Origin of the sequence: Paenibacillus sp. FSL P4-0338 (assembly GCF_038002365.1) — a bacterium.
Lineage (GTDB): Bacteria > Bacillota > Bacilli > Paenibacillales > Paenibacillaceae > Paenibacillus_AQ.
In genome coordinates, this window is sequence record NZ_JBBOCG010000002.1 from 679785 (window position 1) to 692388 (window position 12604).

Genomic DNA, 12604 nt, shown 5'->3' on the forward strand with positions numbered 1-12604 from the left:
AGGACAAGGGTTGAAAAAAAGTCCTTGGAAGAGTATGTTACAAGAAGCGAAACGATAAGAAAGAGACAGTGAGGCGGGAAAAACATGAGAGAAGGCGAAAACCGGATCGTAGGAATGGAAGATATTGTACGCGCACACCATGTGCTGCGGGAGGTTATCGTCCGTACGCCGCTCCAGCTGGATGCGGTATTGTCGGCCAAATACGGCTGTAATGTGTACTTGAAACGTGAGGATCTGCAGATTGTACGCTCCTTCAAAATCCGGGGGGCCTATAATATGATCCGCAGTCTGTCTGACGAAGACAGAGCCAAGGGCATCGTCTGCGCCAGTGCGGGAAATCATGCCCAGGGCGTGGCTTATTCCTGCAAGGCACTCGGCATCAAAGGCAAGATATTCATGCCGAGCACTACTCCTAATCAGAAGATTAAGCAGGTCCGGCGCTTCGGCGGCGAGTTCGTTGAGGTGATTCTGAAGGGGGATACCTTTGATGATGCTTATGATGAAGCGCTGCAGGCTTGCATAGACTATAGCATGACCCTGATTCACCCGTTCGATGAGCCGCGTATTATTGCCGGCAACGGTACCATAGCCATGGAGGTAATGGAGAATCTGGACAAGCCTGCGGACTTCGTGTTCGTCACCATCGGCGGCGGCGGGCTGGCAGCCGGTGTAGCCACCTATATCAAAACGGTGAGTCCGGCAACTAAGGTGATCGGTGTGGAGCCTAGCGGCGCGGCTTCAATGAGTGAGGCCATGCAGAGCGGCGAGGTAATCACCCTGAAGGAGATCAACAAGTTCGTGGACGGCGCGGCGGTGAAGCGTGTCGGCGGCCTGACCTTCGATATCTGCTCGAAGCTTCTGGATGATGTGGTGAAGGTGCCGGAGGGGAAGGCGTGTACCACTATTCTGGAGCTGTATAACGAGAACGCCATTGTGGTGGAGCCTGCCGGTTCCCTCCCCATTGCTGCACTGGACATGTACCGTGATCAGATCCGCGGCAAAAGCGTGGTCTGCATCGTCAGCGGCGGCAACAACGATATCGACCGGATGCAGGAGATCAAGGAGCGTTCCCTGATCTATGAGGGCCTTAAGCATTACTTCATGGTCAACTTCCCGCAGCGCGCGGGTGCCCTGCGCGAGTTCCTGACCGAGGTGGTCGGTCCGGACGATGACATTACCCGGTTCGAGTACACGAAGAAGAATGAGAAGGAGAACGGCCCGGCCCTGGTCGGCATTGAGCTGATGTCTACCGATGCCTACGCCCCGCTGATTGAGCGGATGAAGCAGAAGGGCGTCGATTATGTGGAGATCAACAAGGATGTTAATCTGTTCAGTATGCTGATCTAATCTTATAGACAACAGCCCCGTCCGGCGTGATTGCGGACGGGGCTGTTTGTTGTTATATGGATTCAGTTGAACCGTCTACGGCTGAGGCACCTCAGTCTTCAGATACTGCTCCGCCGCGTCGTCCAGCAGGTAGCCGTTACTCTTCATCAGCTTCATGAAGCCCTCAAGCTTCTGCAGGAAGGCGCTGGTACTGCTGTTCTTAGCCAGGATGCTGGTGTAGGCCTTCTGCGCCTCCAGATCCATCTCCAGATTATCGTAATGGAAGAGCGGGGTGTTGTTCTGACCGTAGAAGGTGTTCACAGCATACTGGTTATACAGCTTCTTGACGGCCTGTACCCGGTTGGATTTGGGATAGGTCTGGATGAATTGCTCCTGGGTCAGCGCACGGTCGGCCACCTCGCCCCAGGCAATGATCAGCCCGTTATCCTTGGAAGGAGGCAGATCTGATTCAGCCGCCATAATGGAAATATAACTGCTGATATCCTCCGTTACATAAGGCTTATATTTGCGGTAAGCCGCATAATCAATCACCGGGTAAAAGCTGCCCTCAGCGGTATCCAGCTTGTACCCGCTCTCGCCCGCGCCTTGCAGCAGGGCGCGCAGGGCGGCGTTATCCGTACTCTCAGCCAGCTTCTCCATGCTGACTCCCCCTCTGTAGACGGTGAGGAGCTTCCGCTGGACCTCGCTGCTGCTGAATTTCTTCTCCCAGGAGGGGAGCAGCGCCTTATGCAGGTTCTCCAGCTTCAGCGTCAGTACAGTCGCCTGATACGGAGTGACTGCATACAGCTTCGTCTTCATATAGGTAATGGCGCCCGGCAGGTTACCACTGGACAGCAGCGGCAGCGCGGCCTTATAGACCGCTTCTGCATGACTGGCAGTCTTAGCGCTTGCAGCTGCACCGGAAGTGCCTGTCGGGCTGCTTCCGCTGCCTTCGGCACCGGCCGGGACGGCTGCGCCTGCCTGAAGCCCCATGAGCAGGGCGATTGCGGCGGATAGAACGGCATGCTTTTTCATTCGAGTCTCCTCCTGTGTGGAATGGATGTGGGATACAGCCTCTAGGATGGGAAGAATATGAATTTCAGCCCTAGACCTCCGGCAGCGGCCAACGCCAGACTGACCCAGGGCGAGACCGGAATGACCGGGAACAGATTATCGAGGAATATGCCGGCGAATACCGCAATCACGGCAATTCCAATATAGATGCCCAAGGCCTTAATGTCGAAGGTCTTGGGCTTCGGACTGTCGTCCTCCGAGAGGGAGGCCATCCATTTCATAATAAGCTCAGCCAGCACGATGGAGCCTGCGCCGACAACGACCAGCGTGAACAGGCTAAGCTGGCCGAAGAGTTCGTGCGGACCGCCGCTCCACTGTGTAATCAGACCGGCAATGCCCATCGTCCCGAACAGCAGGGTCAGAGCGGACCAGGAGATCATCAGGGAGTTCTTCAGCCGGCTGCGTGGTGCACGCGGCGGAGCACTGTCCATCACTTCCTTGAAATAATCACCGGGCTTCTCGCCAAAAACCTGCTTGGCGTTCTTCCCCTTGGCTTGTCCCTTCAGCAGCAGCGCGGCCGCCTCCAGCAGCAGCTCCTCTGCACGTACAGCATCTACTGAACTGGCGCGCATCGCCAGAATCATATCTTCGAAATAAGAGCGGTTAGACGGTGTCATCTGCTCCCGCAGCAGGTTGTTCTGCTTAATCATAGCTTTGACTTTCATAGTGTGGACCTATACCTCCAGCATTGAGTGATCAGGATACCTTCAACCTAGAGTATACGTTTGTGCACCAGCCGTGTGCAAGGACAACGTTCGTTCACGAAGGTCTGAATAATCCTTTTGGAAGAGTAAACACTGAAGAGGTGGTGGCTTCACCAACTATAGCTAGAGGGAAGGCAGGGAGCGTTATGGAACAGGACAACAAGCAGGAACCCGGCAAGGCTGTGAACGGCGGCACCGCGCCTGCACCTACTAATGATGTGGGGGACTGGGGCAATTCTGACGGCTTCAGCCTATGGGATGCTGCGGGCCAGGGCCAGGAGAACGGGCTCGGGGATTGGGAAGGCCGGCAGGAGACACACGACATGTTTCACGACAGCTATGATTGAGTGATGCCTAAGCAGATATGGGCCTCTTTTGCTCCTAAGGGAGTGGAAGGGGCCTTTTCTCCTGAAGAGCTGATGAAAGCTGCGGGCTTCATGCATATTGACAACAAATTAGCACAGATATTATAATAGACTTATTAATCATACTAAGTTAATCGGAATTATTATAATTTAAAATAAATTAGCCATACAGGGGAGGACACCGCAATGGAACGGAATATCATCATCCGGCATAACGGAGAGGAATTGACAGCGAGTATACATTATCCGGCCGCAGACCGGGCAGGGACAGGACGGTGCAAGAACCGGGTGCCGCTTGCAGTGATCTGCCACGGCTTCGTGGGCAGCCGGATCGGTGTCGACCGGATCTTCGTCAAGGCAGCCCGGGAGCTGGCGCAGGATGGCTATATGGTAATCCGTTTCGACTATGCAGGCTGCGGGGAGAGCAGCGGCGATTACGGCAGTGAGGATATGGAGTCGATGATCGGGCAGACCCGGGCGGTGCTAGATTACGGCATCAGCTCGGCCGATGTGGACCCGCAGCGTGTAACGCTGATCGGGCACAGTCTGGGAGGTGCGGTGGCGCTGCTGACCGGTGTCCGTGACCGGCGGGTGAAGAATCTTGTACTATGGTCAGCTGTCGGCTATCCCTTCAATGATATCGTCAAGATTGTCGGCAGGGAAGCTTTCGACCGGTCGGTGAAGAGCGGCAGCGCAGATTATGCCGGATATTCGTTCACTCCGGTATACTTTAATTCCCTGGCTGCTTTCCAGCCGTTCCAAGAGGCCGGAAAGTTCAGCGGCGATGTGCTGGTCATTCACGGAACCTCCGATGATGTGATCCCTGTGGACTATGCGTTCCTCTACCAGAAGCTGTTCTGGACCCGGCCGGAAGGACGGTGCGACAAGGAGATTATTTTCCAGGGCGATCATACCTTCTCTTCGGGTCCGGCGCAGGAGCAGGTGCTGAAGCGCACCCGGGACTGGATGAACCAGCAGGAGCATCTGCAGGAGGAATGGCAGAACTGGATGATATAGGAGCGGTAACGGCACTCGCAATGGCTGGGAATTAGCTGTAAAATAAAGGGGCAGACCATACCGGAAATGGAGGCTCTTACCCTATGAAATTACCGGCCTTTTTCATTGCGCACGGCTCCCCGCTGCTGGTACTTGAGGATAACGACTACACGCGTTTCCTGCAGCGGCTGGGTTCGGATCTGGGGAAGCCCCGCGGCATTGTGATCTTCTCAGCTCATTGGGACAGTCCAGAGCAGCTGATTACAGTGGACACACAGCATGAAGCGCAGCATGATTTCTACGGGTTCCCGGAAGAGATGTATCAGCTGAGTTATCCTGCTCCAGGTGATCCCGCACTCAGCAGCCGTATTTCGGAACTGTTCAAGAATAGTAATCTGCCCCATCAGCCCGTGCTGGGACGGGGGCTGGATCATGGCGCCTGGGTCATCCTGAGCACCATGTTCCCGCAGGCGGATATTCCGGTCGTGGCCTTATCCGTGGATTCGCTCCGCTCGCCTGAGGAGCAGTACAACATCGGACGGATGCTTGCTCCGTTGCGCGAGGAAGGCATTCTCCTGATCGGCAGCGGCGGTCTGGTTCATAACCTCAGACTGCTGAAGCAAAAGGATCAGCCGGAGCAATGGGCGATTGACTTCGACGGGTGGATTGCAGAGCGGCTTGCGGCCTGGGATCTTCGCTCCCTGTATGCGTATGAGAAGCAAGCGCCACATGTGAGAGAGGCCGTACCTGCCTACGGCAAAGAACATTTTATCCCGCTCTTCTACGCAATGGGGGCAGCCGATGAAGGCAGACGGGCACAGCTAATGATTCAGGCCTACCAATACGGTACGCTCAGCCTGAACTGCTGGATGCTTGACTAATATAGGAATGAATAGAGGGTACAGCTGCTATAAGGGCTGTACCCTTTTTCTGCTGCCATTTTCACTTGACTCAAGACAAACTCTGCCAGCTATGATTAAATGAAGGAAGCGAGTTTCACAGAAGAGCATCGAGAGAAGCAAGCTGTAACTTATGATTAGGAGGAACAACGTGTCTATATCGATGAACCGTTCTGTATCCCGTCCTGTATATACTCTAGTCCTTGCCGCCGTGCTGCTCTCTGCCTGCAGTAATGAGCAAGCCAACCCTGTACCTGTACAAACATCTGTACCAACAGCAGCGCCTACCCTGGAGCCACAGCCGACAGAGGTGGCGCAGACCCCGGCCCCTGAGCCTGCCGCCGGAGCGATCTCCGGCTTAACGGGCCTGGTATCTGAAGAGGGGAGCCTGCCCCGGCCGCTCGCGGTCATGATTAATAATGCCCCGGCGGCCCGTCCACAGTCCGGGATCAGCGAGGCGGATATTCTGTACGAGGTGCTGGCCGAGGGCGGTATTACCCGGTTGATCGGTATCTTTCAGAGTCATGCCGGCGTGGTGAAGATCGGGCCGATCCGCAGTATCCGCCCATATCTGCTCGATATCGGCGAGAGCTACGGCGGCATAACAGTGCATGCCGGAGGCAGTCCGGACGCTTATGCCATTCTGCAACGGCAGAAGAAGGCGGATATGGACGAAATCGGACGCGCGGGAGCTTACTTCTGGCGGGACAAGGAACGCAAGGCCCCGCATAACCTGTACAGCAATGCCGCCAAGCTGCGGGAGGGTGCCGGGAAGCTGGGGTATGCGGAGAGCGTGAAGGTCCCTGGTTTTCTTTTCAATGATCCGGATTACATTCCTGTGGAGGGCACCCCGGCGCTTGCGCTGAGTGTGAACTTCCTGCTGAAGAGCTACAATGTCGGGTACCAATATAATGCAGAGCAGCGTACGTATGCCCGCCTGGTGAACGGCAAGCCGCATCTGGATCTGAATAATAACCGTCCGGTGGAAGCGGCGAACATCATCGTGATGGGTTCGGACCATAAGGTGCTTGACGATGTCGGCCGGCTGCAGGTGGATACGGAGCTGGGGGGAGAAGCAGTGCTGTTACAGCGCGGCGTAGCGATTAAGGGCAAATGGTCGCGCAGCCCCGGAGACGTCATCCGGTTCGTGAAGAAGGACGGCAAGGAGGCGCTGATGTTCCCGGGAATCACCCATATTCTGATTGTCCCGAACAGCCCCTCGTTCAGCAGTCATGTCGAATATGCGCTGGCGCCTGCATCCCTCTAAGTTCAGCTGGAGAATCGAATGTTCGGATGATTATTTTCGTGATTACAGGGAATTGTTATTATAGTGTAAAAAAGTTCGGTTTTTTGTCTTCTATCCCTTCTGTCGATATGATAAGATAACAAGGGTTGTCATTCATTTTCATGCGGTTTACATGGAATGACTTCATTTTTTTCACGGCAATATTATGTAAAGGGGTCTTAGACTAATGAAGCTCAGAAAAAAGGATATATTCTTTGAGACGCTGGAAAACATGGCTGACACCATTGTTCAGGCTGCGGATTATTTCGCTCAGAATATCTCGACTCTCCAGGGCAATGTGGAGAACTTCGCCGCGGAGATGAAGAAATACGAATCCCAGTGCGATACTTACACACATACTGTCATCAAGGAATTGAACAAGACGTTCATTACGCCGCTGGAGCGGGACGACATCATGGATCTGATCACCAGCATGGACGATGTCATTGATGGTCTGGAGGCCTCAGCCTCGCGTTTCTATATGTATAACCTGCTGGATGCGGATGAGTATATTGTCCAGTTTGCAGAGATTCTCCGCCAGAGTGCATACGAGATCCAGAAGGCAGTTCATTTGCTCTCCCAGAAGAAGCTGCTGGCGATCCGCGAATACACCATCCGTCTGAATGATCTGGAGAACCAGGGCGACGAAGTCCTGCGTATCTGCACCAAGGCCCTGTTCGAGACTGTGAAGGACCCGATTGAGCTGATTAAGCGCAAAGAATTGTATGAGCGGCTCGAGACCACCACGGATAAATGTGAAGACGTAGCCAACATGCTGGAATCGATCATCATGCGTAACTCATAAGGGGCCTTAAATATGGATACATCTATATATGTACTAGCTTTTGTTATCTTTCTTGCGCTGGCGTTCGACTTCATTAACGGCTTCCATGATACCGCCAATGCGATTGCTACCTCTGTCTCGACCCGTGCGCTGAAGCCGCGTACAGCCATCATGCTGGCCGCCTCGATGAACTTTATCGGCGCATTGATGTTCACCGGCGTGGCGAAGAAGATCGGGGGCAGCATTACCGATCCGACCCTGCTGGACAACGGTATAGATATTGTCACAGCGACGCTCATTGCGGCAATTATCTGGAATCTCGTGACCTGGTGGCTGGGTATTCCTTCATCCTCCTCCCATGCGCTTATCGGTGCGTTAGCCGGTGCGGTCTATGTTGGGGCAGGTACAGAGCATATCAAATGGAGCGGGTTCATTGAGATCGTAGAGGGGCTGATTTTCTCCCCGCTGATCGCTTTTGTAATCGGGTATATTGTGATGACGATTCTGAAGTGGATCTTCGCGAAGCGCAGTCCGCATACGGTCAACAAGGGCTTCCGTTCGATGCAAATCGTGACGGCCGCACTGCAATCCTTCACCCATGGTACGAATGACGCGCAGAAGGCGATGGGGATCATTACCTTTGCCCTCGTTACCTCGGGACGGCTTGAGACGATGGAGGTTCCGCTCTGGGTTAAGATTGCAGCGGCTACATCCATGGCACTCGGAACGTCTATCGGCGGCTGGAAGATTATTAAGACGATGGGCACGAAGATTTTCAAAATTGAGCCGATCAACGGCTTCGCGGCGGATATTTCGGCGGCCTCTGTTATTTTCACGGCTACGCTGCTGCATCTGCCAGTAAGTACAACCCACGCGATCACTTCATCGATTCTGGGTGTAGGTTCTGCCAAGCGCTTCTCCGCTGTCAAATGGGGAGTGGCCGGACGGATCGTGGTTACCTGGTTCATTACGATTCCGATCAGCGCCTTGCTGTCGGGAGTGATCTTCAAGCTCTTCTTTTAGGACTGAACAGAATAGATTGCCTGGACAAGATGTCGCAGAAGCCATGGATGGCTTTAGGACATCTTTTTTTGCGTTCAGCGGTAAACCTCGGCCTAAGCGGAGGTTATTTGAAAATATAAGGCGTGCCCAGAAAGCGCGTATCTTCTAACCGGTGAAAGTCCGGTCACGGGAGGGGCCAAGCCCCCGTGTAGCTAGGATGCCTGCGTACGGCGAAATCCGTGCGTAGAAGCGCATCGACAAAAGTCCGGTCAGAGACAGGGCGAGCAACCCGCCAGGCCGTAACATGAAGTGAATCCTGCCGCGTCGTCATAAAGGCCCCGCAAGGGGGAAGAGAGGAAGTCGAACCTCGCTTATATGGGTGAAGACCATGGAAGCTGCAGAGAACTTGGAACGGCAGTGAAGAATCCTCCGGCGTATGGGGATCGGCATGGAAGGAAAGAAGACATAGTGAACTGGGGAGACCCTCCCCCACACGGGAGGATTTTTTTTTTAGAAACCCGTAAAAAGACGCTCTATAAGTCCAAAAGATGAAATGAACCGTCTGTGGGAAGGGAGTCCGAGGGGCTCATAGTACCGAGGAACCTAAGGACAACATAACCTTAGGGAGAGAAGGAGCCCTGCTTTGTTTATGCTTTTGGAGGAGGTACGAGTGAGTGAATGCCAGTAGGCTAACGACACCTAAGGAAAAAGTTCAAGAACTCCAAGAAAAGCTAGGTCATGCGGCCAAGGAGAACAACAAGCGTAAATTCCATGCACTGTACGACAAAGTCTACCGCTGGGATGTGCTGAGTGAAGCCTGGAAACGGGTGAAAGCGAACAAGGGGGCTGCCGGAGTAGATACGGTGACGCTCGCGGATATTGAGAAACAAGGAGAAGTGCAATTTCTCAAAGACTGCGAGCGAGCATTAAAGGATGGTAACTACCACCCACAGCCCGTACGGCGGCACTATATCCCAAAGAAAGACGGGAAACCAAGACCGCTGGGCATACCCAGCGTGCGCGACCGAGTGGTGCAGATGGCAACCAAACTCGTCATTGAACCGATCTTCGAAGCGGATTTCGAAGAAGTATCCTTCGGATTTCGCCCGAAGCGAAGTGCGAAAGGAGCACTGGATCGAATCCGGAAAGCCTGCAACCGCAAAGGAAATTGGGTAGTCGACGTCGACATCCAAGGTTACTTCGACAATATTAACCAGGAGAAACTGATGAAATTGGTACAAATGCGTATCAATGACAGACGAATCCTGAAGTTAATCCGGAAGTGGCTTCAGGCGGGAGTCATGGAAGAAGGAAACGTAAGACGTTCCGATTTAGGCACACCACAAGGTGGAGTGATCTCACCACTTTTGGCGAACATCTATCTGAACTATTTTGACCGACTGTGGGAAAAACACGGGAAAGGAGTAGGTGAACTCACGAGGTATGCAGACGATCTTGTGGTGGTCTGTAAAACTAAAAAGGACGCCGGACATGCGTATGAACTCATACGCAGAATCATGGAACGTCTGGAGCTGACGCTACACCCAACCAAAACCCGTATTGTCGGCTTATGGACAGGAGACGAAGGATTCGACTTCTTAGGAATGCACCACCGGAAAAAGAAGGCAGAAACATCCCAAGGCAAGGTGTATTACACCACGCAGCAGTGGCTAACGAAGAAGGCGGAGGAACGAATTCGAGGCGTGGTTAAAGAAAGATTAGCACCGCCCAGCATGCGTTCGAAATCGTTTGCGGAACACGTGGAATGGCTCAATCCCAAGATTCAAGGATGGAGAAACTACTATTACACAAAGTACAGCCAAAAGAGGTTAGCAAAACTGGATTGGTATATTCTGCAACGATTTACCCGGTGGTATGCGAAGAAGAGACAACGAGGAAGATGGATGAGATCCCGGTCAGAAGTTAGATATTTGACCATCCAATATGGACTAAAAACGCTATTGTAATCTGCATGCCGATGAATGACAAACATCGGAAAGCCGTATGAGGGAAAACCTCACGTACGGTTTGATGAGGAGGGGCTGGGTTGCACCAGCCCTTTACTCTAGAATTTATATGTTGCACACGATAAATTATCCTTCTATTTCCCGCTGAAACGGTACCGTCCTTTAAAAGGACGGCAAAGCCGTTTCCACTTGATTTTTCAAGAGAGGAATGTCACAAAAGGCTACACCAAACTGATAAAAAATGTTAATGGGCATAAAAAGAAAATGAAATACATCACATATTTAAAAGAAAATAACATATGAGAAATGAAATTTGCGTAGTATTATGTAGGATTTGGTAGTCTCTGAAGTAAGGTTTGTTTTAAGTGTTACCATTGCTGACAAACATCCGAATAGACAAAGGAGGCCTAGCCATTGATCGACTTTCATCAGGTAGACAAACATTACGGACAATTCCATGTACTGAAGGGCATTGATCTGCATGTTCAGGAAGGGGAAGTAGTTGTTGTAGTCGGTCCTTCCGGCTCCGGCAAGAGCACGATGCTGCGCTGCATTAACCGTCTGGAGACGATAACGAGCGGCGGATTAACCGTGGACGGTATAACTGTAAACGAACGCAAGACAGATATCAATACCCTGCGCAAAGAGATCGGAATGGTCTTCCAGCACTTCAACCTGTACCCGCACAAAAAGGTGATTGATAACATCACGCTGGCCCCGGTGAAGGTGCTGGGCTTAAGCAAGGCGGAAGCGGAGAAGACCGCAATGTATTATCTGGAGAAGGTCGGCATTGCCGACAAGGCAGAGTCCTATCCTTCCCAGCTGTCCGGCGGACAGCAGCAGCGGGTGGCGATTGCCCGGGGGCTGGCGATGAAGCCGAAGATTATGCTGTTCGACGAGCCGACCTCGGCGCTGGACCCGGAGATGGTCGGAGAGGTGCTCGATGTCATGCGCGCCCTGGCGCGTGAGGGCATGACAATGGTCGTTGTGACCCATGAGATGGGCTTCGCCCGTGAGGTAGCGGACCGGGTCATCTTCATGGATCAAGGGCAGATCGTGGAAGAGGCGGAGCCGGAAGCCTTCTTCGCCAGCCCGAAGGAAGAGCGGACGCGTACTTTTCTCAGCCGTGTATTAAGCCATTAAACTAAATATATAGGAATCCGGGGAGGAAACGAAATGAAAATGTCTAAGAGCTTCAAGGTGTTAAGTGCGCTGATGATTGCGGCCCTGCTGGTCATTGCCGGATGCGGCAACAACAAGGGCAAGAACGACCCTGCGGCAGGCGGCAATGCAGCCGGAGGGGCAGCCGCTGACTCTGCAGCCATTGCCAAGATCAAGGAGCGCGGCAAGCTGCTCGTCGGCGTGAAGTTCGATACCCGCCTGTTCGGTCTGAAGGACCCGGCCTCCGGCAACGTGGAAGGCTTCGACATCGACATCTCCAAGGCCATCGCTAAGAAAATTCTCGGTGACGAGAATGCCATCGAGCTGAAGGAGGTGACCTCCAAGACGCGCATTCCGATGCTGAATAACGGCGAGATCGATATGGTGGTGGCTACCATGACCATTACGGAGGACCGCAAGAAGGAAGTCGATTTCTCTGACGTCTATTTCCAGGCCGGCCAGTCCCTGCTTGTAAAGAAGGGCAGCCCGATAACAGGCCTGGAGAGCGTTACGAAGGATACGAAGATCCTCGGCTCCAAGGGGGCAACCTCGATCAAGAATATCAAAGAGAAGGTGCCGGGCGTAAACGTGCTTGAATTCGATAACTACCAGGATGCCTTCAGCGCGCTCAAGGCGGGGCAGGGCGACGCGCTCACTACGGATGATGCGATTCTGTACGGAATGGCCTCACAGGACCCCGGCTTCGAGGTGGTAGGGAAGCCGTTTACCGATGAGCCATACGGCATTGCGGTCCAGAAAGGCAACGCGGATGTAGTTAAGGCGATTAATGATACACTGGCTGAACTGAAGGCGAATGGGGAGTATGATGCCATCTATACGAAGTGGATTGGTAAAGCCCCGGCTAAATAAGTCTGTCCCAAGTAAGAGCAGGCTTCCATCAAGGTAAAAACGAATAAACGGGTTTCACACGAATTTCTCGTAGAAACGGTACCGCCTTTTCCAAGGAGGGCAACGCCGTTTCTACTTGTTTGTAGGAACGGCGGTCATGCCGGGCAGGAACGAACTCATCCACAGGTAAAG

General features: G+C 53.2%; 12 protein-coding genes. 10 read left to right on the top strand and 2 right to left on the bottom strand.

Translation table 11 applies throughout. From position 1 onward, the window contains the following. Positions 1-84: 84 nt before the first annotated feature. Positions 85-1347, top strand: a complete 1263-nt coding sequence (ilvA, locus tag MKZ07_RS26980) for a threonine ammonia-lyase IlvA (protein WP_036693275.1) — start codon at positions 85-87, stop codon at positions 1345-1347. Positions 1348-1422: 75 nt separating this feature from the next. Here ilvA and MKZ07_RS26985 read toward each other — a convergent pair whose 3' ends face one another. Both MKZ07_RS26985 and MKZ07_RS26990 read right to left on the bottom strand, forming a co-directional pair. Beyond that, positions 1423-2361 carry a hypothetical protein gene (locus tag MKZ07_RS26985; RefSeq protein ID WP_341028651.1) on the bottom strand — a complete coding sequence of 313 codons (939 nt, stop codon included), beginning with the start codon at positions 2359-2361 and terminating at the stop codon, positions 1423-1425. A 41-nt stretch (positions 2362-2402) separates the two neighbouring features. Then, positions 2403-3065 (bottom strand): DUF1129 family protein, encoded by a 663-nt coding sequence (locus MKZ07_RS26990; protein ID WP_341028653.1) that lies wholly within the window; start codon positions 3063-3065, stop codon positions 2403-2405. A 185-nt stretch (positions 3066-3250) separates the two neighbouring features. On the opposite strand from MKZ07_RS26990, the gene MKZ07_RS26995 reads away from it, so the two are divergent. The 9 genes from MKZ07_RS26995 (at position 3251) to MKZ07_RS27035 (ending at position 12433) form a co-directional block, all read left to right on the top strand. Continuing rightward, positions 3251-3451, top strand: a complete 201-nt coding sequence (locus tag MKZ07_RS26995) for a hypothetical protein (RefSeq protein ID WP_341028655.1) — start codon at positions 3251-3253, stop codon at positions 3449-3451. A 204-nt stretch (positions 3452-3655) separates the two neighbouring features. Next, a complete protein-coding gene (locus MKZ07_RS27000) occupies positions 3656-4486 on the top strand; it encodes an alpha/beta hydrolase family protein (RefSeq protein WP_036693266.1) in 831 nt (276 codons plus the stop codon). Between the two features lie 83 nt (positions 4487-4569). Further along, on the top strand, positions 4570-5346 hold the full coding sequence (locus MKZ07_RS27005; protein WP_036693263.1) for a DODA-type extradiol aromatic ring-opening family dioxygenase: 777 nt from the start codon (positions 4570-4572) through the stop codon (positions 5344-5346). Positions 5347-5515: 169 nt separating this feature from the next. Continuing rightward, on the top strand, positions 5516-6631 hold the full coding sequence (locus MKZ07_RS27010; RefSeq protein WP_305954389.1) for a DUF3048 domain-containing protein: 1116 nt from the start codon (positions 5516-5518) through the stop codon (positions 6629-6631). 205 nt (positions 6632-6836) lie between these two features. Then, positions 6837-7454: a DUF47 domain-containing protein gene (locus tag MKZ07_RS27015; protein ID WP_036693257.1), complete on the top strand. Its 618-nt coding sequence runs from the start codon at positions 6837-6839 to the stop codon at positions 7452-7454. Between the two features lie 12 nt (positions 7455-7466). Beyond that, positions 7467-8456 (top strand): inorganic phosphate transporter, encoded by a 990-nt coding sequence (locus MKZ07_RS27020; protein ID WP_036693255.1) that lies wholly within the window; start codon positions 7467-7469, stop codon positions 8454-8456. 653 nt (positions 8457-9109) lie between these two features. Beyond that, positions 9110-10402: a group II intron reverse transcriptase/maturase gene (gene ltrA / locus MKZ07_RS27025; protein ID WP_036694821.1), complete on the top strand. Its 1293-nt coding sequence runs from the start codon at positions 9110-9112 to the stop codon at positions 10400-10402. 414 nt (positions 10403-10816) lie between these two features. Further along, positions 10817-11545, top strand: coding sequence for an amino acid ABC transporter ATP-binding protein (locus MKZ07_RS27030; RefSeq protein ID WP_036693252.1), 729 nt, complete (start codon positions 10817-10819; stop codon positions 11543-11545). Positions 11546-11578: 33 nt separating this feature from the next. Further along, the gene (locus MKZ07_RS27035) at positions 11579-12433 is read left to right on the top strand and encodes a glutamate ABC transporter substrate-binding protein (RefSeq protein ID WP_036693249.1); all 855 of its coding nucleotides are present in this window, start codon (positions 11579-11581) and stop codon (positions 12431-12433) included. The last annotated feature ends 171 nt before the right edge of the window (positions 12434-12604 follow it).

Excerpts from the sequence above, each read along its gene's own strand:
- ilvA (WP_036693275.1), top strand. The coding sequence starts at position 85 with ATGAGAGAAGGCGAAAACCGGATCGTAGGAATGGAAGATATTGTACGC.
- MKZ07_RS26985 (WP_341028651.1), bottom strand. The coding sequence starts at position 2,361 with ATGAAAAAGCATGCCGTTCTATCCGCCGCAATCGCCCTGCTCATGGGG.
- MKZ07_RS26990 (WP_341028653.1), bottom strand. The coding sequence starts at position 3,065 with ATGAAAGTCAAAGCTATGATTAAGCAGAACAACCTGCTGCGGGAGCAG.
- MKZ07_RS26995 (WP_341028655.1), top strand. The coding sequence starts at position 3,251 with ATGGAACAGGACAACAAGCAGGAACCCGGCAAGGCTGTGAACGGCGGC.
- MKZ07_RS27000 (WP_036693266.1), top strand. The coding sequence starts at position 3,656 with ATGGAACGGAATATCATCATCCGGCATAACGGAGAGGAATTGACAGCG.
- MKZ07_RS27005 (WP_036693263.1), top strand. The coding sequence starts at position 4,570 with ATGAAATTACCGGCCTTTTTCATTGCGCACGGCTCCCCGCTGCTGGTA.
- MKZ07_RS27015 (WP_036693257.1), top strand. The coding sequence starts at position 6,837 with ATGAAGCTCAGAAAAAAGGATATATTCTTTGAGACGCTGGAAAACATG.
- MKZ07_RS27020 (WP_036693255.1), top strand. The coding sequence starts at position 7,467 with ATGGATACATCTATATATGTACTAGCTTTTGTTATCTTTCTTGCGCTG.
- MKZ07_RS27035 (WP_036693249.1), top strand. The coding sequence starts at position 11,579 with ATGAAAATGTCTAAGAGCTTCAAGGTGTTAAGTGCGCTGATGATTGCG.